We start from the raw sequence: 19303 nt of genomic DNA on the forward strand, positions 1-19303 counted from the left end.
GCGGAACGGGGACGGAGAAAGATGCGAGGTCCTCTCAGCCTTTCGTCTTCGCGCCCGATAGGAGAGACGTCCACTCAAACGAAAGGCACGATAATGATCGCCCTGCTCCGCGGGGTCCGTCTCCGCACCCGGCTGCTCACCGCTTTCGGACTCATGTTCGCGATGCTGGCCTGCATGGCGGCCGTGGGCGTGCACCAGTCCAACAGGCAACGGCAGGTCACCGAACAGGTCGGCCAGATGCAGATGCTCACCCGTGAGGTCATGGAGCTGAAGTTCCGTGACGCCGACGTCAGCGGATGGCAGGTCGCCTACGCCTGGGATGTGCCGTTCATCGGTGGCACGGCCGCGACCGAGGACGACTCGCCCAACCGCAAGGGCTTCCTGGACTCGGCCGCCGCGCTGGAGAAGGACCTGGCCGGGGTGCACACGGAGTACCTGTCGCAGGGCGAGAAGGCGCTGTTCGAGGAGATCGCCGAGCAGTTCCGCGTCTTCCTCGACTATGACGCCGAGGTCGTGACCCTGTTCAGGAAGGACAGCGACGCCGGGACCAAGGAGGGCAACGCCCTCATCGTGGGAGAAGGCTACAACGCCTACTACAAGATCCTCGAGGCGACGAGCAAGCTGATCGACTCGGTGAAGACCCGTGCGGACGCGGCCCAGAAAGAGGCCGAGAACGTCGCGGCCGAGTCGCGCACGATGATGCTGGCCGGTGTGGCGCTGGCGCTGCTCGTCGCCGTGGTGCTGACCATGCTCATCACCGCGAGCGTGGTGCGCCCCGCCCAGCAGGTGGCCGAGGGGCTGCGCACCCTGGCCCGGCGCGACCTGTCGGGAGTCCTGCCCGAGGAGGGCGGGGACGAGATGGCGGAGATGGCGCGGGCGCTGAACCAGACGACCGTCGCGATGCGCGAGGCGCTGACGGGAGTCGGCCAGCGTGCCGGATCCCTGACCACCTCCGGCCGGCAGCTCGCCTCGCTGTCGGAGCGGCTGGACACCCAGGCGCTCGGTACCAGCGGGCAGGCGGCCGAGGTGTCGCAGTCGGCCAGGGAGGTGTCGACGAACGTCAGCACCCTGGCGGCGGCGGCCGAGGAGATGAACGCCGCGATCGACGAGATCGCCCGCAGCACCAGCGCGGCGGCGAGCGTGGCGGGCGAGGCCGTGACGAGCGCCCGGGCGACCTCCGAGACGGTCGGGCACCTCAGCGAGGCGAGCGCGGAGATCGGGCAGATCATCAAGACGATCACCTCGATCGCAGAGCAGACCAACCTGCTGGCGCTCAACGCGACCATCGAGGCGGCGCGGGCGGGCGACATGGGCAAGGGCTTCGCGGTGGTGGCCGGAGAGGTCAAGGATCTGGCCCAGGAGACGGCCCGCGCCTCCGGGGACATCATCTCCAAGATCGCTTCGATCCAGGAGGAGACCGCGCGGGCGACCGAGGCCATGGGAGAGATCTCCGCGATCGTCGAGCGGGTGTCGGAGATCCAGTCGACGATCGCCGCCGCGGTCGAGGAGCAGTCGGCCACCAGCAAGGAGATCAACCGCAGCGTCACCGAGCTGGCCGGCGGTTCCGAGCGGATCGCCGCCGCGATCACCGACGTGGCGGAGACGGCGGCGGTCACGACCGAAGAGGCTCAGTCCACCCGGCAGGCCTCGGCGGAGCTGGCCGCGATGTCCGACGCATTGCAGGAGATCGCCTCCTCCTTCCGCTACTGACACCGGCCCGGACGGAGAGCGGACACATGAGCGGCCTCCGCCGCGGGGACGACAACCGTTCCCGCGGCGGAGGCCGCCTCATTGATGCAGGATTTCCTGAATTCAGGATTCTGTGTACTGTAGAGGCGTGCTGATGATCGCTCCCGAGGTCGAGGTGCTGGCGCGGTTCGGCCGCGCCCTCGCCGACCCGATCCGCTGCCGGCTGCTGCTCGCGCTGCGCGAGGCTCCGGCCCACCCGTCCGACCTGGCCGAGTCGCTGGGCATCTCCCGGACCCGGCTCTCCAACCACCTGGCCTGCCTGCGTGACTGCGGCCTGGTCGTCGCCGTGCCGGTCGGCCGGCGCACCCGCTACGAGCTGGCCGACGCCCGGCTCGGACACGCCCTGGACGACCTTCGCGCCGCGGTGGTGGCGATGGAGAGCGACCGGACCTGTGCGCGGGCGTCGGGGGAGAGCCATGACTGACGGCCGGTACGGCCCGGCCTGAGCTTTCCCGTCCCCGATCCGCGTAAGGAGGAATCACTGTGGGCGCCAACCACGCACACGGTCACGGTCACGGCCATCTCACCGATGCCGGTCGCCACCGCGGCAGGCTGGCCGGGGTGCTGGCCATCAGCGGCAGCGTCATGCTCGCGCAGCTGGCCGGCGCGCTGCTGTCGGGCAGCGTCGCGCTGCTGGCCGACGCCGGCCACATGCTCACCGACACCGCCGGCATCGCGCTGGCCCTGGTCGCCATCACGCTCGCCGCCCGCCCCGCCACCGCCAAGTGGACCTTCGGCCTGGCCCGCGCGGAGATCCTGGCCGCCGCGGTCAACGCCGCCGTCCTGTTCGGGCTGGGCGCCTACGTCCTGTACGAGGCGGTCAGCCGGCTCACGCTCGCCGCGCCGCCGCAGATCGCCACCGGCTCCATGCTCGTGTTCGGCGCGATCGGCCTGGTGGGCAACCTCGTCTCGATGCTGCTGCTGGTGCGGGTCCAGGGCGAGAGCCTCAACATGCGCGGCGCGTTCCTGGAGGTCGCGACCGACGCGCTGACCTCCCTCGGCGTCATCGCCGCCGCCCTGGTCGCGCAGCTCACCGGTTTCACCCGCGCCGACTCCATCGTGGCCGTGCTGATCGGCCTGCTCATCGTGCCCCGCGCGCTGAAACTGCTGCACTCGGCCGTCAACGTGCTGCTGGAGGCCGCCCCCGCCCACATCGACCTGGACGAGGTCCGCGCCCACATCATGGGCGTGCCGCACGTGCGCGCGGTGCACGACCTGCATGCCTGGACCCTCACCTCGGGCATGGCGGTGCTCACGGCGCACGTGGTGGTCGAGGAGGAGTGCTTCGCCGACGGCCATGCCCCGCAGATGCTCGACGCCCTGCAGGAGTGCCTGAGCGGCCACTTCGACCTGCAGCACTCCACCTTCCAGCTCGAACCCCCCACCCACGTCCAGCACGAGCAGCCCGCCCACGCCTGAGCGGCCCCCGCCGGCTTCCCTCAGCGGGCGTCGCGCTCCGGACCGCCTGCCGCGTCCGGCTCCCCGTCCTCCCGCCCCTCCTTCTGCGAGGCCTCCTCCAGCCGGGCACGGAGCCGCTCCCGGATCTCCTCGGGGGTGTAGGCGCGGCGGCGCCGTTCCGCCCGGGCGACCACCACTCCGGTCGCGGCCACGCCCGCGACACCTGCCAGGCCGAGTATCTTCCACCAGCGCATGTCCCTAGAGTAGGGGAATGCCCGCTGCGAGCATCGGCCTGGACGAGGCGCTGAACCTGACGCGAACCGGCGACGTGTGGCTGTTCCGGGGACGCTCGGTACCGGACCGGGCCATCCAGACCATGACCAACAGCCCGGTCAACCACGTCGGGATGTCCGTCGTCATCGAGGACATGCCGCCGCTGATGTGGCACGCCGAGCTCGGCCGTTCGCTGCCCGACATGTGGACGGGGACGCACCAGCGCGGTGTCCAGCTGCACGACCTGCGCGAGGCGGTGCGCGTCTGGGCCGACCGGTACGGCCAGCGCGGCTGGCTGCGCCAGTTGGAGCCGCAGGTCACCGCCGAGATGGAGGGGGCCGTCCTGCGGACGATCGCCCGCCTGGACGGCACGCCGTTCCCCTCCACGGCGCGTCTCGCGGGGCGGTGGATGCGCGGGCGGCTGCCGCGGCTGCTGAAGCGGGGCGGTGAGGAGAGCGCGCTGGAGAGCGCCTACTGCGCCGAGGTGGTGGCCGTCACCTACGAGGCGATGGGCCTGCTGCCCGGCGGGCGCCGCCCGAACTGGTACGACCCGGGCCGGTTCTGGAGCGGGGACGACCTGGAGCTGAGCGACGGCTTCCGGCTCGGCGGGGAGATCACCGTCAAGATCACGTGAATGCGGGTCAGCGGGTCGTGCGCCCGACCCCGCCGACCACCCACACGGAGTCGGGCCCGTGGAGCACGGCTCCGTCGGGGCGCCAGCGGGGGATGTAGACGATTCCGGGCTCGACGAAGTCGAGCCCGTCGAAGAGCCGCTCGACTTCGCCCTTGGTGCGCAGGTTGCCGCGCGGCGGGCCCGCGATCGAGCCCTGCGCCTGGTAGACGGCGGCCAGCCGCGCGGTGGTCTCCGGGCACAGGTCGGAGACCGCGTGGGAGAAGGCCAGATAGCTGCCGGGCGCGACCGCCTTGCGCAGGTGAGTGATCATCTGCGCGACCAGGTCGTCGTCGGGGAAGTTGTGCAGAAGGGCGAAGAGCAGGATCGCCACGGGCCGTTCGAGGTCGATCATCTCGGAGAGCCGGGGGTGGGCGAGCATCCGGGCGGGATCCAGCGCGTCGGCCTCCACCACCGCCGTCAGGCGGTCGTCCTGCAGCAGCGCCTGGCCGTGGGTCACGACCATGGGGTCGTTGTCGACGTAGACCACCCGTGCGCCGGGGGCGGCGGAGTGGACGATCTCGTGCACGGTGCCCTGGGTCGGCAGTCCGCAGCCGATGTCGACGAACTGCCGGACGCCGGCCTCCGCGGCGAGGAACCGGACCGTCCGGGCGAGGAAGCGGCGGCCCTCGCGCGCCAGCGCGGGCAACTCCGGGGCGATGGACAGGACGTGCTCGGCGGCCGCGCGGTCTGCGGCGAAGTTGTCCTTGCCGCCGAGGAAGTAGTCGGCGATCCGTCCCTCGTTCGGGACCGTGGTGTCGAACTTCGCCCGTTCCGGTCTCGGCGGCGGCATCGCTTCTCCGTCCGGCAGCTTCGCTTCCTAAGGAGATTATCCGCTTTCGCCGTACATGGGTGAGTATTTCGGCCGGTGATTCTCGGAGGCTCACGAGATCGGGCAGGCCGGGACAGGGATGAGGGGACTCGTCGGAGACGGGGACCGGCGAGGTTTCTCCGATGGAAATGATCCCTGCGGGGACCGTACATGCGAGGATATCTGGATGCAAGTACGGCTGCACGTGCATCTGTACGGAAGCTCGTACTAAGTCCGCTTTTCTGTCCGATCGTGATGAGGGGCGAGAATGGACGAAGCCCGGAACGGCGTGCCGGCGGCCCTGCTCGGCGCGGCCGTCTGGCGCAAGAGCCGCTTCAGCAACCCCAGTGGGAACTGCGTGGAGCTGGCGGCGCTGCCCGGCGGGGCCGTGGCCGTACGCAACTCCCGCGATCCGCACGGGCCGGCCCTGGTCTACACCCGGAGTGACTTCGAGAGTTTCGTCCGCGGGGTGAAGGACGGCGATTTCGACGACCTGACTATCGGAGGTAATTGAAGAATAAAGTTCTATATAGCGGATACGGTATGACCCTAGTACCGTAAAGGGTTGCGACGGGCACAATACGTGAGCAGAGGTTCACGTTTCACGTGTGAGGACCACAGATGACCGCATCCCCCGCTCACGGAGAGCCGACCGGCCCCGTCCCGATGACCCAGCCGAGGGGAAGCTCCACGGTGCTGAGGATCATGATCGGCACCCAGCTCCGCCGGCTCCGCGAGCAGCGGCACATCACCCTCGACCAGGCGGGCCGCGCGATCCGCGGCTCCCACTCGAAGATCAGCCGGATGGAGCACGGCCGGGTGGGCTTCCGGGTGCGGGACGTGGCCGATCTCCTCACACTGTACGGCGTGAACGACGAAGACGACCGCGCGGCGCTGCTGACGCTCGTCGGCCAGGCCAACCAGCCGGGCTGGTGGCACGACTTCGGCGACGTCCTGCCGAGCTGGTTCGAGACCTATGTCGGCCTGGAGGCGGCCGCCACGGTCATCCGCAACTACGAGGTCCAGTTCGTTCCCGGCCTGCTGCAGAGTGAGGACTACGCGCGCGCCGTGGTCCTGCTCGGCTTCCCGGACGCCCCCGAGGAGGAGATCCGGCGGAGGGTGGGGCTGCGCATGGCCCGCCAGGAGCTCCTGCGCGCCCCCGAGGGTCCGCACCTGTGGGCGGTGCTGGACGAGGCGGTGCTGCGCCGCCCGCTCGGCGGGGCCGAGGTGATGCGCGGCCAGATCGACCACCTCCTGCGCGCGCTCGACCTGCCGAACGTGACCGTCCAGATCGCGCCGTTCAGCATCGGCGGACACGCGGCGGCCGGAGGCCCCTTCAGCGTCCTGCGCTTCGCCCAGCCCGACCTGCCCGACATCGTCTACCTGGAGCAGCTCACCAGTGCGGTCTACCTGGACAAGCCCGAGGACGTGGACCGCTATCTCGAGGTGATGGAGCGCCTGTGCATCGAGGCCGAACCGCCCTCGGAGACCAGGGGAATCCTCACCCGCATCCGAGACGAGCTGTAGCGGCCCGGGCCGCGAAACGGCGGTCCGGAGCGCCTTCCGCTGGATCCCGCCAAGAATCTACAGCGTAAAGAAGCGTGGCGGGGGAAACGACCTCGAAGCGCGCAGTGCGGCGGGAGGGGAGCACCGAGGTGAGAAGTTCCTGCCGCTCGCCACGAAACGGCATAGCGAAGGGATAATCCGGGCAAAGTTCTTCGGTGCGGTTGGTCATGGAGATCTTCGTCATCATGATCGTGTTTGGGCTCGCCGGGTTGGCGGTGCTCGTCATCTCCGTGGTCGCTCTCCTCGCGCTCGTGGTGATGGCCCTGGCCACCGGCCGGGAGAGAGATGACGGACAGGTCCGGTGGAGGTAAGCGGTGCGGCAGCTCAGCGCGGTGGACGCGCAGTTCCTGAACTTCGAGACCTCGACCAACGTCGCGAACATCGCCGGCCTGGCGATCCTGGACGGCGGGCTGACCCGGGGGGACCTGCTCTCCCTGCTGGCCCACCGCCTCCACGTCGCGGCGCCGTTGCGGCAGCGGCTGGTCACGGTCCCGTTCGGCCTGGACCACCCGTACTGGGCCGAGGAGCCCAGGATCGACCTCGACTACCACGTGCGCGAGCTGGCGCTGCCCGCCCCGGGCAACGACGAGCAACTGGGCGAACAGGTGGCCCGGGTGCACGCCCGCCGCCTGGACCGGCGTCGCCCGCTGTGGGAGATGTACCTGATCCACGGCCTGGCGGGCGACCGGATGGCCCTCTACACCAAGGTCCATCACGCCGCAGTTGACGGCATCACCGGAGCCGACGTGCTCGCCGCGCTGCTGGACACCTCACCGGAACCCTCGGGGCCGCCGCCGATGCCCGCCGCCGGGAAGGAGGAGCGGATCGGCACGGGGGAGATGATCGCGAGGGGAGTGGCCAGGGCCGTCGCCAACCCCGCCAACACCGTCAGGTTCCTGGCCGGGGCGGTCCCGCACCTGGACGAGATCCCGGTGGTCTCGCAGGTACCCGGCGCCGGGCTGGTCTCCCGCCTGACCCGCGGCCTGGCCCACCGCCTGACCGGAGGGGACCCGGTGCCCGCGCTGCCCCGGCTGACCGTTCCGCGCACCCCCTTCAGCGGAAGGATCACCGGCCACCGCAGGTTCGCCTTCACCGCGCTGCCGCTGGCGGACGTCAAGCAGGTCAAGAACGCCTTCGGGGTGACGGTGAACGACGTCGTGATGACCCTCTGTGCGGGGGCGCTGCGGCAGTGGCTGCTCAAGCACGACGCCCTGCCCGGCCGGCCGCTGGTCGCCGGGGTGCCGTTCTCGCTTCGCATGCCGGGAGAACAGGACGCGGGCAACCAGGTGACCATAATGATCACGACGCTGGCCACGCAGGTCGCCGATCCGGTGGAGCGGCTGCACGCCGTACGGGACGCCATGAAGAGGATCAAGGACCGCTCGTCGCTCGCGCCGGCCCGCTGGCTCCAGCAGGTCAGCGACCTGATGCCGGCGGCGCTGACCGGCCTGGCCGCCCGGGCGGCCTTCAACCTGTTCGCCGGGACCGCGGGCCCGATCAACCTGGTGATCTCCAATGTCCCCGGCCCGCAGCTCCCCCTCTACGTGTGCGGCGCGCGGCTGCTGTCCTACCACCCCGTCTCGGTGATCACCGATGCCAGCGGCGGCGTCAACATCACGGTGTTCTCCTACGACGGTTCCCTGGACGTCGGCGTGGTCGCCTGCCGGGAGATGGTGCCCGACGTGTGGGCGCTCACCGACTACCTGAACGACGCCCTAACGGAACTCAAGCTCATCGTTGAGCAGCAGTGACTCCCCGGGCGCGTCCTTGTCGAAGCGCAGCTCCTTCTCCAGGCAGACGATGGAGCCCTGCTCCTTTCGCCGGTCGAAATGGATCTTGTCCGCCAACGCCTCCATGATCTGCAAACCCCGGCCGGACTCGGCGCCCGGCGGAGCCTCGTGGGCGCCGGTGAAGTCGAAACCCTTCCCGGCGTCCACCACCTTGATGACGCAGCGGTCGTGGCAGAGCTCGGTGCGCACCATGTAGTCGTCGCTGGCCGCAGCGTGTTTGATCACATTTGAGCATGCCTCGGAAAGCATGAGTTGGATGTCCTCGCGGATCTGTCGCTGCACGCCCAAGGCGTTGAGCGATGAGTCCAGCATCTGCCTGATGACCGGAACACTCGCGGCGTCACGCGGCAGGCGCAACGCGATAGTGGCCTCCACAGTCCCCTCCTTCACGGCTGGCCCCTAAACCTGCCCTGAGGGGGCCTCCGTATTCGGGAACGTAACGATTGGGGGACGAGTTTTACGCCTGCGCAGGCCGGAGGCGATGAGCCGGGCGACCAGCTCGCGCGAGGACACGGCCTCGGCGCCCAGGGCGAGCGCCCGTTCGTAGACGGTCTCGGGCACGTCGTAGTGGTCCCGGTCGAAGGCGCGGGCCGGCACGCCCAGCGCGGCGGCGAAGGCGTGCAGCTCCTCCACGGAGGCGTCGCTGACCAGGTGGGACCAGAGCAGACCGCGCGGGCCCGGCCAGTTCGGGGGATCGATGAGTACGCTCACCGCCGGACGAGCTCCGTCGCGACCTCCAGCGCGGCGGCCCTGCGCTCGTCGTCGGTCAGCGTGTCGTCCCTGAGCAGGGACCAGGCCGCGTGCAGGGCGAACAGGGCCATGGAGTTCTTCAGCCGGACGGCCGCCGGATCGCCGGGCTCCGCCAGGAAGGTGAGCATGTCGAACATGCGCTCGCGGGTCTTCTCCATCACGGGGTGGTGCTTGAGTGCGGTCTGGTTACGCTCGAAGAACCGCATGATCTCGTGGTGCCGCCCCCGGTGCAGGCTGTCGGCGTAACGGCGGAGCAGCTCGCGGCGGGTCTCGTCGGTGCGCGGCTGCTCCCCGGCCCAGGCGATGAGGTCGTCGACGGCGTGCAGCCGGTTCTCCGCCAGGCTGGCGACGATGTCGTCCTTGGTCTTGAAGTGGTAGTAGAGGGCGGCCTTGGTCACACCGAGCGCCTCGGCTATCTCGCGGAGCGAGGTGGCCTCGTAGCCCTGCTCGATGAAGAGCTTCAGGGCGATCTCCTGGATCCGCGTACGGGTGTCGGCCTGATCCTTCATGGTGTCCTTCGTGGCGAAATCTACTTGACGACCGGTAAGTAAGCCGCCTGCATTCCGAGCATATCTCAAACTTGCCGGTCGGCAAGTAAGCAAGATCCTTCATGGGGGGACCGAAGTGACGGAGACCGAAGCCAGGCCGGCACGGCGGCGCGAGGTCATGGTAGTGCTGCCCGGCCTGATACCGGCGATGATCCTGGCCATGCTCGACACGTGAACCTGCCCATCGGGTTCATCGCTCTGGCGCTGCTGGCGGCCAAGCTCAAGCTGCTCAAGCTCCGCACCGAGCACCGCATCGACTGGCTCGGAGCCGCCCTGCTCTCCGCCGGCATCACGGCGCTGGTCCTCATCACCACCTGGGGCGGGAACGAGTACGACTGGGGCTCCCCGCAGATCCTCGGCCTGGTCCCCCTCGCCGTGGTGACCCTCGCCCTGTTCGTCCCCGTTGAGCGCCGCGCGGCCGAACCGATCATGCCGCTCGGCCTGTTCCGCAACCGCAACTTCACGCTGATCTCGCTGGAGTCGCTGGCCACCTCGATCTCCAGCGTGTTCTGGTGGGCGATCCCGTTCGCCGTCGTGGTCCCGCTGCTGGCCGCCTTCATCAAGGAGATCCCGCTGCGCGGCGGCCCCGAACAGGCCGGTGACCAGGGCAGCGGCCAAGGAGATGACCAGGACGGGGCGGTCAGGGCCCCCGTCCCGGCCGCCCTCGACTGAGGCACCTGAAGCGATCGCCAAGTCGCGACCCAGCCGGCCCCAAGTCGCACCGGACACGCTGGGGCCATGGACAGCACCACGGCCAGCATCACGGCCAGCACCACCATCGCCGCCGGGTACCTCACCCGGCGGCCCTCAGCGCACGACGCCGAGGCCATCCACGAGCTGATCTCCCTGTGCGACACACAGGTGATCGGCAAGGCGGACATGACCCTCGACGACGTCATCGACGAACTCGGCGACCCCGCCTTCGACCGGGAGAACGACGGCTGGCTCGTCCACGACGCCGACGGCCGCCTGGTCGCCTGGGCCTGGGCCCGCCGCAAGGGCGACAGCGACAACGTGGACATCGACGTGGTCGTCCACCCCGACGCCCAGGCCCTCACCGGCCGGCTCTGGGACACCGTGACCGCGCGCGCCTCGCAGATCACCGCCGCCCTCGGCCACGACCACGCCGTCCTGGACATCGGCCTCTACCGGGAGGACAGCGGCAAGCGCGCCGTGGCCGCCGCCCGCGGCTTCACCGCCGCCACCAGCTTCATCAGGCTCCTCGTCGACCACGAGGGCGCGGTCGCCGAGCCCGTGACCCCGGCCGGGGTCACCCTGCACAGCGGCCTCACCGACGAGGTACGCCGCCAGGGCCACGCGGTGCAGCAGGCCGGCTTCGCCGAACACTTCGGGTTCACCCCCAAGGGCTTCGACGAGTGGTTCGCCGACCTCGACGCCTCCAGCACCACCGATTGGGCGCAACTGACCGTCGCCCACGTCGGCGGTGAGCCCGCCGCCATGCTGCTCGGCACGAACATGTTCGCCGGCGACGAGAACTGCGGCTACGTGCGCCAGCTCGCCGTCCTGCCCGCTTTCCGCGGCCGGGGCCTGGGCCGGTTCATGCTCCGCACGGCGTTCGCCGCCGACGCCCGCCGCGGCAGGGCCGGCACCTACCTGCACGTCGACGCCAACAACAGCACCCCCGCGCTGGACCTGTACCTGTCGGTGGGCATGCGCCAGGTGCTGGCCATCGACGTCTGGCGCCGCACGGTCTGACCCCGGCAGACAGGAGACCCGCCCCCGGCACGCGGGTACGGCTCAGCGCGAGAGCCGTACCCGCAGCAGCGGAAGCGCGCACGCCCCCGCCGCCAGCGCCGTGACCGCCAGCGCCGCCGCGGTGCCCGTGATCGAGCCCTGGCTCAGGTACAGCGTCCCGAACGTCGCCACCCCCACGACCTGGCCCAGCTGGGTCACCATCACGAACAACCCGCTGGCGTCGGAGGCGTCGGAAGGCGTGACCCGGGCGAGGGCGACCGCGAGCACGGGACTGAACGTCCAGGCCAGGGCGGCGCCCGTCACCGCCAGCACGACGGCCAGGAGCGGCTGGCCGTGCCCGCCGCCGCCGAGCGCCGGCGACAGGCCGAGATAGCCGAGCCCCGCGACGCCGAACGCGGCGACGATCATCCGGGGCCGGAGGCGCTCGGGCACCCGCTGCCAGTTGAGGCTGACGACGGCGAACACGACGCCCATGGGCAGGAACGTCAGGCCCGCCTCGATGGGGCTGTCACCCAGCCGTCCCTGCAGGTGCAGGGCGACGGCGAACAGGAAACCGCCGTAGGTCGCCATCGTCGCGAAGACCGCCAGCGCGGACGGGAGCACCCCCGGCGCGCGGAGTACCCGCGCGGGCACCAGCGGGGCGGAGGCCCTGCGCTCCACCAGCACGAAGAGCCCGGCCATCGCCGCGCTCGCGGCCATCGCCGCCCAGCCCCACAGCGGCCAGTCCTGCTCGTGCCCCAACACCAGCGGCACCACCAGGAGGCTGACCGCCAGCGAGAGCACGACCAGACCCGGAAGGTCCAGCGGCCGGTGGACACCGCGCCCACCGGCGGGCAGCAGGCGCGCCCCCGCGGCCAGCAGGCCGAGCCCGATCGGCACGTTCACCAGGAACACCGGCCGCCACGCGCTGCCGAACAGGTCGGCCGAGACCAGCACCCCGCCCAGTACCTGACCGGAGATCGCGGCCCCGGAGATGACCGCGGCGTAGAGGCTGAGCGCCCGGGCCCGCGCCGCCCCCTCGAAACTCGTCTGGATCATGCTCAGCACCTGCGGCACCATCAGCGCCGCCCCCGCCCCCTGCAGCAGCCGGAAGGCGACCAGCTGCCCGGCCGAGACCGCCAGGCCGCAGGCCAGCGAGGCGACCGTGAAGGCCGCGAGACCGGACAGGAACAGCCGCCGCCCGCCGTACCGGCCGCCGAGCCGGGCACCGGTCACCAGCAGCATGGCGTAGGCGACGGTGTAGCCGGAGACGATCATCTGGAGCTCCGAGCCGGACGCGCCGAGGTCGGAACGGATCACGGGAGAGGCGACGTTGACGATGGAGACGTCGAGGATCGCCATGAACTGCCCGGCCAGGAGGACCGGCAGCAGCCAGGGCACACGCAGCGCCGCGGGAGCCCCGGCGGAGGTGGAGATCGTGGTCATACGACGACTTTGGGACCACGCGGGTACGGGTGGTGAGAGCCTGCTGATCCTGGTACCGCCAGCACCTGGCAAGCGAGCCGTCCGTCGGCCAGCATGGGAAGGTGACCGTGCCCCCACCGGATCTCCGGATCGCGTCCTCCCCCCAGGCCGGCCGCCGTACGGCGCGGCAGAGCGCCGCGACCGCGTCCCGGATCGAGACCCGGCCGCGTGCGCGCCGTACCGAACTCGCCGCCTTCCTGCGCAGCCGCCGCGAGCGCATCACCCCCGCCGACGTCGGCCTGCCGCCCGGCCTGCGCCGGCGAACCCCCGGCCTGCGCCGTGAGGAGGTCGCCCAGCTCGCCGGAGTCGGCGTCACCTGGTACACCTGGCTGGAGCAGGGACGGCCGATCAACGTCAGCGTGCAGGTGCTCGACGCGATCTCCCGCACCCTCGGGCTGGACCCGGTCGAGCACGAGCACCTCTACCGGCTCGCCGACGTGCCCGAACTGACCGAGACCGGGGGATGCCGGAGCCTGGAACCCGAGACGCAGCTCATCCTCGACCAGCTCGATCCGATCCCCGCCGCGGTCTACAACGCCCGCTACGACCTGCTGGCCTGGAACGACACCTTCGAGTGGATGTTCCCCAACCTGACCACGCAGCCGCTCGTCACCCGCAACGCCCTCTGGCAGCTGTTCACCGGCCGCGACTGCTGCAACCCGGTGGTCAACTGGGAGGAGGAGATGCCGCAGATGGTGGCCACCCTGCGCGCCGGATTCGGCCGGCACCTCGGCGAACCCGCCTGGACCGACTTCGTCCGCCGCCTGTCGGCGGCGAGCCCCGAGTTCGCCCGGATGTGGGCCACCCATGACGTGGCCAGGCCAGGCAACCGCATGAAGATCTTCCGGCACAGTGCCGCCGGGCTGATCCGCACCGTCTCGACGAGCATGACCCTGGCAGCACCTCCGGAGACCCGCATGGCGGTCTACACGCCCGCCGACGACGAGAGCCGCGAGCGCATCGCCTGGCTCCGCGCGAACAGGGAGGCCCCGGTCCCCGACCACGTCCACTGAGCGGTGCGCCGCGGGCCCCCGTGGCCCTGCGCCGGCCGGCTCCGCGCCGTCCTCAGGGCGTCACCCGGTGCTTGGACAGGTGGGCAAGGACCGACTGGTTGGCCTCCCAGCCGTCCGGGAACTTCACCGGCACGCCCAACTGCACCGGCTCCGCCGACGGATGGGCGTCCAGCAGCTCCGGAATGCCCGCCCGCGCCACCACGATGCACGCGTGCCGGTGCCGGGAGGCCAGCACGCACAACCGCCCCGACTCCAGGTGGAACGCGGTGGCGTCGCGCCGCCCCGAGAGCGGGTGCAGCACGATCGTCACGTCGTACTCCCGGCCCTGCAGCCGGTTGGCGGTGTCCACCGTGATCTCGGGCGGCACCCCGGCCGCGCGGATCGCCGCCACCTGGTCACGGTGGGCCGCGCCGATCGCGATCCGGTCCGCCGTGACCGGATGGCTGCCCCGCTCCGAGTGCGCCACCGGCGCCCGCTGCAGCAGCCGTACGGCCAGCAGCGCGACGGCCTGCACCGCCTCGGCGTCGGTGCGCACCGTGTGCCGGCTCGGCAGCTCGTACAGCGCCCAGCCCGACGCAGCCGCCTCCTCCAGCGCCCGGTCGTAGGAGGTGCGCATGCCGTTCACCGTCAGCTCCAGCGCCCGGTCCGTGTGCCTCGTCCCCGACCGGAACCCGGTGAACGGGTAGAACGCCTCCGACACCACCGGCGCCGCCGACGCCGGCAGCCGCCACGAGACCGGCAGCCGGTGCACCGGCAGATCCGGATTGTGCCGCAGCAGCACCGAGACCGCGCTCTGCACCGGATCCCACGACAGCCCCGCCCACCGGTCGCCGTCCACGATCGAGAACGGGTCCAGCTGCCCCGGATCACCTACGAACAGCGCCCGCTCGAACAGCGAGGCGATCCGCAGCAGCTTGTCCGAGCGCATCTGGTATGCCTCGTCGACGATCGCCCACGGCCAGCTCCGGTCCCCGATCCAGGCCCACTTGTCCGCAGTGGCGACCACCACCGCCGGGTCGCCCAGATCCGGCAGCTTGCCCGCCACCGAGACGTTCGCATGCGCGAGGATCCTGGGCGGGGTGATGTACCCGCTCGCCGACAGGCGCCCGATCGCCAGATCGGGGTGCTCCACCGCCAGCCGGTCCACCAGGTCGTCGACCTGCTCGTTGGTCTGCGCGACGATCATCAGCGGCTCGTCCGTCTCCGCGATGTGCCCGGCCGCCCGCACCACCAGCGTGGACTTGCCCGCTCCCGGCGGGGAGTCCACCACCACGCCGCGATGGCGCGGCAGGTCCGCCAGCACGTCCGACACCACGGCCGCCGCCTCCTGCTGCGGGGTCAGCGGCTCCACGACTCTGAGCGTCACGCCCACTCCTCCTGCGCGTCGTCGTCATCGGGCACGTACTCCTCCGGCGGACCGCCGTGGGTCCACGGCGTCTGCTCCGGGTCGGGAAGCGCGGCCGACGTCTGGAAGTCGTCGGTCAGAGAGGTGTAGCAGACCCGCTCACCCGGCTCCGGGACCGCCCCGGGAGCCGGGGTCCTGCCCCGGCCCATCCCCTTGGTGATCTTCAAGACGATCTCGCCGCCCGCCACCTCGACCACCTCGGCGCCGTGGCCCTTCCGGTCCGGGCTCCCCAACGCGGTGCCGGGCGCCAGCCGTACCGGATCGTCCGTCCGCACCGTGACCAGCGGCCGGAGCTTGCGCGAGCGGCCCTCACCCTCGAAGTGCTCCGGCTCGGCGGCCGTCACCACCCCGGCGAACGCCTCACCGCTCAGCCGGTACTCCGCCATGACCAGCGGATCGTCGTAGGCCCGCTGCACGTCGTAAGCGGCCCGCGCCCGCTCCAGCCCCGCCAGCCGCGCCGCCGCGCTCACCGCGCCGTCCCGCCTCGCCTGCGGCGGGCCGCCCTCGGCGATCCGCTCCATGAACCGGGTGAACGATCCCCGGTCCACGTCCCAGCGATCCTTGACCCGGGACCCCTCCGGCAGCGCCCGCAGCAGCTCCACCGCCCGCCACACCAGCCGCCAGGTCGGCTCCAGCTGGGTCCGCAGCGCCTCGGTGATCCGCTCCACCGCCCGCGCCGTCGGGGCCTCCTCGTACGCCCGGATCGCCGGGCCCAGCACCTCGTTGTCGAACCCCGGATCCGTCGCAGGACCCGCGGGCGGCCACAGCAGCGGATCCTCCGCCTCCTCGGCCGCCCGCCGCCCGTCCATCCCCGCAGGCGGGTCGATCCACCCCAGCAGCGCCGCCAGATTGGCGTTCTCCAGCCCGCTCTGCCCGGTCGCCCAGTGCGACCCCAGCGCCTCGGTCGCCGCCAGCAGCAGCGACGATCCCGGCTGCGCGGACCGGTCGGCGAAATAGGTCAGCCACCGGCCGAGCAGCGGCACCGACGGATGCACGGGGTACGGCCCGTCCGCCCGCCGGAACCGGGTGGACCGGCCCAGCAGCCCGGTGAACGCCACCGCGGGCCGGTTCGGCACCAGGATCTGCGGCGCGTCCAGGCACCGCTCGTAGGGCTCGCCGCCCTTCTTCTCCACCGTCTCGGTGGTCTTCCCGAACCCCTCGACGTACGGCAGTACCACCTCGGCCAGCTCGCCTGCGAAGGCGAAGCGCAGGTCCCGGTTGCGCGGCTGCGGCACCACCAGCAGCCGGGGGTGCCCCGGATCGGTGCCGACCATCGCCCCGAGCGGGGCGGCCGCCTCACCGGCGAGCTTGAGGGGGACGAACACCAGCGGCCGGTCCGAGACATGGCAGTGCCGCACCGTCGTGATCGGCTGGGCCACCCCGTCCCGCACCGCCCGCAACTGCGCCAGCGCCGTCAGCGCGCTCACGTGGCCTCCTCCGTCGGCCGCGTTCGCGATGCTGCTGTGTCCATGGCTCGTTCGCTCCGCTCACTCACGTGGCCTCCTCCGTCGGCCGCGTTCGCGATGCTGCTGTGTCCATGGCTCGTTCGCTCCGCTCACTCACGTGGCCTCCTCCGTCGGCCGCGTTCGCGATGCTGCTGTGTCCATGGCTCGTTCGCTCCGCTCACTCACGTGAGGCACTCCTCCCGCAGGCGGTTCGCGAGACGGAGAAGGCGGGCGACCTCCTGCTGGTCCTCGGCCGGCTCCACCGTTCCCTCGGCCAGGCCCAGCGCCTCGGCCATCCCCGACACGCCGCCGAGCTGGTCGCGGACCTGGCGGCCGAGCAGGTCCGTCGAGCCGCAGCCCCGGGCCTCGTCCCGGCAGAACATGCACAGGTCGCAGGTCGACAGGCAGTCCGGCGCGTATCTGGCCGGGACCTGCGACAGCGCCTCGGCCAGCTCGCCCGCGGAACGGGTCGGCGTGCCCTCGGCGTCCGGCTCCAGGGAGAAGGTCAGGCCGGGCGGAAGCCCCTCCAGCAGCCGGTCGACGCGGGTCATCCGCACCAGCTGCCGCCTGAGCACCGCGAGCTGCCGCCGAACGTCCACCAGCGCCGCGACCGGCCGGTTGGCGAAGTTCTCCGGGCAGACGAGCACCACGTCATGGGAGACCCGCTCCGGGTCATGCCCCAGATCCGTCATGAGCGCCCGCAACGCCAGCACGTAGACGGCCGCCTGCCGGGCCGCCGCCGCCACCTTCTCCGGCTCGGCCTGGCCGTCGATCACCGCGAACGACTTGATCTCCACGATGTGGAAGCGCCCGCCGAGCTGGAAGGCCAGGACGTCCGGCTCGAGGTACGAGGTGTGCCCGGCGATCTCCAGGCTCAGCAGCGGATGGTCGTAGAAGACGGCGCTGTCGTCGCGCTCCCTGGCGGCCCGGTCGATCAGCGTCCGGGTGTGCGAGGCGCGCAGGTGCGAGCCGACGTTCTCCACGTCCTGGTAGCCGACCTGTGCGATCGGCAGCCCGAGCAGTTCCCTCAGCAGCCGCAGCAGCTCCGCGCAGCCGTTCTCTTTCACCAGGGACTCGAACACGTTGCCGCGGGTGATCGCGAACTGCGACTGGCCGAAGGGGGCCGGGAAACCCAGGTGCCGGGCCGTACCGTCCTTGTCCACCCCGGCCGCGTCCAGAACCGCCCGCCGGGCGCACCCCGGGTTGGCGGCCAGCGCCGCGATGGCACGGGCGTCGTGCGCGCGCGGCGGCACCGGCCCGCGCAGCTCCTCCAGCGCCCGGTTCACCGGACGCCCCCGCCCCGGCCGGCGGCCTGCCCGCCCGTCCGGGCGGGCCGTGTCAGCACATGCCCGTCCATCTAACAGGCCCCTCTCAGCGTGCTCAGCGCGGAGGCGCCGAACAGGCACTCCGCGTCCGTCAGTTGCCCGCCCGCCCGCGCCGCGACCTCGGCCCGCTGGGCGGTGTCGGCGGGAAGGTGCACCTCCAGCTCGGCCCGGGCCGCGCGGATCACGGTCAGCGGGTCGACCGGGGCGAACCCCTCGGCTCCGCCGGGGATGTTCTGCGCCATCCGCGACAGCAGCCGGACCGCGCCCTGAGGCGGATCGGCCAGCCGGGTCAGGTGCTCGGCGATGCGCATGGCGGCGGTGAGGTAGTCGACGCGCGGGCTCAGCGGCCCCACCACCCGCGCTTCCAGCGGCCAGGTGCTGTCGGCGAGCAGGCCCCGCGCCGGGGAGAGGCGGTCGGTCAGCGCGGCGCACAGGTAGTACGGCCTGGCGTAGGGGTCGCCGCGGAAGGAGCGCTCCTCGTCCCGGCGCAGGCTGGTCAGCTGCGGGCCCCGCAACGCCCCGGAGAAGAACGCCTCGTTCACCGCCACGATCAGCTTCGCCGCCGAGGGCACGCCGAGCAGGACCAGAGCCTGGTGCACCTGCTCCCGGATCGGCATCAGCGACGCCTCGGACTCGCGCGGGAACGCAGGAGAGGGGGCGGGATCCCCGGCCGTGATCGCCTCGTCCCAGGCCAGCTCGGCCCGGCGCAGATCCCCGCGCAGCACTCGCGCCCGCGCGGTGTCCCGCGCTTTGACGGCCCGCCGCACCTCGGCGCGGAGCTCGGCGATCCGCCGCTCCAGCGCGTCCAGTGATTCACTCACGGCCCGGATCGTAACAGGAGTTCCACGTGTCTCCCTTGAATTCCAGCGATTTCCAGCATTAAAGTGCAGGCCATGTGGTGGTAGCGCTGAGGCAAGGGGGCATCGCAATGCGTAACATCTCGCAGGGCCGGTCCGTTCACCTGCTGGACGTGGAGAACCTGGTCGGAGCCCCGCGCCCCGCCACCTCGGACGTCGTCACGATGATGGACCACTATCGCAAGCGCGTCCCCGCCAGCGGCATGGACCAATACGTCGCCGCCGTCAACCACGGGGCCCTGGTCACCGTCGGCCTCGCCTTGGCCGGGATCCAGATCCTGGTCCGCTCCGGCCGTGACGGCGCCGACGAGGCGCTCTGTGAGGTGATCCGGTTCGACCACCTCGACGACCGGTTCGAGCGCGTCATCATCGGCTCCGGTGACGGCATCTTCACCGAACTCGCCGACTGGCTTCGCCGCCGCGGGGTCCAGGTCGTCGTGGTCTCGCGGCCGGACGCCCTCAGCTACCGCCTGCGCCGTACGGCGGGCCAGGTCATCCCCCTGGACCTGGCCGCCTGACCGCC

Annotated in this window: 22 protein-coding genes; 12 read left to right on the forward strand and 10 right to left on the reverse strand. The window is 71.4% G+C overall.

Annotated elements, in window-relative coordinates:
• Positions 1-93 precede the first annotated feature (93 nt).
• The 3 genes from HS041_RS21500 (at position 94) to HS041_RS21510 (ending at position 3168) form a co-directional block, all read left to right on the forward strand.
• Positions 94-1710 (forward strand): methyl-accepting chemotaxis protein, encoded by a 1617-nt coding sequence (locus HS041_RS21500; RefSeq protein ID WP_196442432.1) that lies wholly within the window; start codon positions 94-96, stop codon positions 1708-1710.
• A gap of 133 nt (positions 1711-1843) precedes the next feature.
• Positions 1844-2173 (forward strand): ArsR/SmtB family transcription factor, encoded by a 330-nt coding sequence (locus HS041_RS21505; RefSeq protein WP_196442636.1) that lies wholly within the window; start codon positions 1844-1846, stop codon positions 2171-2173.
• A 59-nt stretch (positions 2174-2232) separates the two neighbouring features.
• Positions 2233-3168 carry a cation diffusion facilitator family transporter gene (locus tag HS041_RS21510; RefSeq protein WP_196442433.1) on the forward strand — a complete coding sequence of 312 codons (936 nt, stop codon included), beginning with the start codon at positions 2233-2235 and terminating at the stop codon, positions 3166-3168.
• 20 nt (positions 3169-3188) lie between these two features.
• Here HS041_RS21510 and HS041_RS21515 read toward each other — a convergent pair whose 3' ends face one another.
• Complete coding sequence (locus tag HS041_RS21515; protein WP_196442644.1) at positions 3189-3401, reverse strand: hypothetical protein; 213 nt, start codon at positions 3399-3401, stop codon at positions 3189-3191.
• 17 nt (positions 3402-3418) lie between these two features.
• Here HS041_RS21515 and HS041_RS21520 point away from each other — a divergent pair, with 17 nt between their 5' ends.
• Positions 3419-4054 carry a hypothetical protein gene (locus HS041_RS21520; RefSeq protein WP_196442434.1) on the forward strand — a complete coding sequence of 212 codons (636 nt, stop codon included), beginning with the start codon at positions 3419-3421 and terminating at the stop codon, positions 4052-4054.
• Between the two features lie 7 nt (positions 4055-4061).
• Here HS041_RS21520 and HS041_RS21525 read toward each other — a convergent pair whose 3' ends face one another.
• Complete coding sequence (locus HS041_RS21525; RefSeq protein WP_196442435.1) at positions 4062-4883, reverse strand: SAM-dependent methyltransferase; 822 nt, start codon at positions 4881-4883, stop codon at positions 4062-4064.
• A gap of 286 nt (positions 4884-5169) precedes the next feature.
• Here HS041_RS21525 and HS041_RS21530 point away from each other — a divergent pair, with 286 nt between their 5' ends.
• The 4 genes from HS041_RS21530 to HS041_RS21545 all read left to right on the forward strand — a co-directional run bounded on the left by HS041_RS21530 (position 5170) and on the right by HS041_RS21545 (position 8218).
• Positions 5170-5415: a DUF397 domain-containing protein gene (locus tag HS041_RS21530; protein ID WP_196442436.1), complete on the forward strand. Its 246-nt coding sequence runs from the start codon at positions 5170-5172 to the stop codon at positions 5413-5415.
• A 107-nt stretch (positions 5416-5522) separates the two neighbouring features.
• Positions 5523-6428: a Sco1979 family transcriptional regulator gene (locus tag HS041_RS21535; RefSeq protein ID WP_196442437.1), complete on the forward strand. Its 906-nt coding sequence runs from the start codon at positions 5523-5525 to the stop codon at positions 6426-6428.
• 194 nt (positions 6429-6622) lie between these two features.
• Positions 6623-6778, forward strand: a complete 156-nt coding sequence (locus HS041_RS21540; RefSeq protein WP_196442438.1) for a hypothetical protein — start codon at positions 6623-6625, stop codon at positions 6776-6778.
• Between the two features lie 3 nt (positions 6779-6781).
• Complete coding sequence (locus HS041_RS21545; protein ID WP_196442439.1) at positions 6782-8218, forward strand: WS/DGAT/MGAT family O-acyltransferase; 1437 nt, start codon at positions 6782-6784, stop codon at positions 8216-8218.
• Here the strand turns inward: HS041_RS21545 and HS041_RS21550 are convergent.
• From HS041_RS21550 to HS041_RS21560, 3 genes are read right to left on the reverse strand one after another with little or no spacing between them, the layout of a single operon-like run.
• Positions 8183-8632, reverse strand: coding sequence for an ATP-binding protein (locus tag HS041_RS21550; RefSeq protein ID WP_196442440.1), 450 nt, complete (start codon positions 8630-8632; stop codon positions 8183-8185). The two genes, HS041_RS21545 and HS041_RS21550, sit on opposite strands and share 36 nt — an antisense overlap.
• 24 nt (positions 8633-8656) lie before the next feature.
• Complete coding sequence (locus HS041_RS21555) at positions 8657-8968, reverse strand: DUF4031 domain-containing protein (RefSeq protein ID WP_196442441.1); 312 nt, start codon at positions 8966-8968, stop codon at positions 8657-8659.
• The gene (locus HS041_RS21560; protein ID WP_196442442.1) at positions 8965-9516 is read right to left on the reverse strand and encodes a TetR/AcrR family transcriptional regulator; all 552 of its coding nucleotides are present in this window, start codon (positions 9514-9516) and stop codon (positions 8965-8967) included. Before HS041_RS21560 ends, HS041_RS21555 begins: the two co-directional genes overlap by 4 nt.
• Positions 9517-9726: 210 nt before the next feature.
• Here HS041_RS21560 and HS041_RS21565 point away from each other — a divergent pair, with 210 nt between their 5' ends.
• Positions 9727-10227: a hypothetical protein gene (locus HS041_RS21565; RefSeq protein WP_307845396.1), complete on the forward strand. Its 501-nt coding sequence runs from the start codon at positions 9727-9729 to the stop codon at positions 10225-10227.
• A gap of 66 nt (positions 10228-10293) precedes the next feature.
• Positions 10294-11271, forward strand: a complete 978-nt coding sequence (locus HS041_RS21570) for a GNAT family N-acetyltransferase (RefSeq protein ID WP_196442443.1) — start codon at positions 10294-10296, stop codon at positions 11269-11271.
• A 42-nt stretch (positions 11272-11313) separates the two neighbouring features.
• On the opposite strand, the gene HS041_RS21575 is transcribed toward HS041_RS21570, so the two are convergent.
• A complete protein-coding gene (locus tag HS041_RS21575; RefSeq protein ID WP_196442444.1) occupies positions 11314-12696 on the reverse strand; it encodes an MFS transporter in 1383 nt (460 codons plus the stop codon).
• A gap of 101 nt (positions 12697-12797) precedes the next feature.
• Here HS041_RS21575 and HS041_RS21580 point away from each other — a divergent pair, with 101 nt between their 5' ends.
• A complete protein-coding gene (locus HS041_RS21580; protein WP_307845397.1) occupies positions 12798-13748 on the forward strand; it encodes a helix-turn-helix transcriptional regulator in 951 nt (316 codons plus the stop codon).
• A 52-nt stretch (positions 13749-13800) separates the two neighbouring features.
• Here HS041_RS21580 and HS041_RS21585 read toward each other — a convergent pair whose 3' ends face one another.
• The 4 genes from HS041_RS21585 to HS041_RS21600 form a co-directional block, all read right to left on the reverse strand.
• Entirely contained in the window at positions 13801-15114 is a 1314-nt protein-coding gene (locus HS041_RS21585; RefSeq protein ID WP_307845398.1) for an AAA family ATPase, read from the reverse strand.
• Positions 15111-16580, reverse strand: a complete 1470-nt coding sequence (locus tag HS041_RS21590) for a hypothetical protein (RefSeq protein WP_196442445.1) — start codon at positions 16578-16580, stop codon at positions 15111-15113. The genes HS041_RS21585 and HS041_RS21590 overlap by 4 nt, the downstream gene beginning before the upstream one ends.
• 200 nt (positions 16581-16780) lie before the next feature.
• Positions 16781-17884, reverse strand: a complete 1104-nt coding sequence (locus tag HS041_RS21595; RefSeq protein WP_196442446.1) for a hypothetical protein — start codon at positions 17882-17884, stop codon at positions 16781-16783.
• Positions 17885-17955: 71 nt separating this feature from the next.
• Entirely contained in the window at positions 17956-18744 is a 789-nt protein-coding gene (locus HS041_RS21600) for a hypothetical protein (RefSeq protein WP_196442447.1), read from the reverse strand.
• A 107-nt stretch (positions 18745-18851) separates the two neighbouring features.
• Here HS041_RS21600 and HS041_RS21605 point away from each other — a divergent pair, with 107 nt between their 5' ends.
• The gene (locus tag HS041_RS21605) at positions 18852-19298 is read left to right on the forward strand and encodes an NYN domain-containing protein (RefSeq protein ID WP_196442448.1); all 447 of its coding nucleotides are present in this window, start codon (positions 18852-18854) and stop codon (positions 19296-19298) included.
• Positions 19299-19303: the final 5 nt, after the last annotated feature.

Origin of the sequence: Planomonospora sp. ID67723 (genome assembly GCF_015711605.1) — a bacterium.
In the GTDB taxonomy this organism is placed as follows: domain Bacteria; phylum Actinomycetota; class Actinomycetes; order Streptosporangiales; family Streptosporangiaceae; genus Planomonospora_A.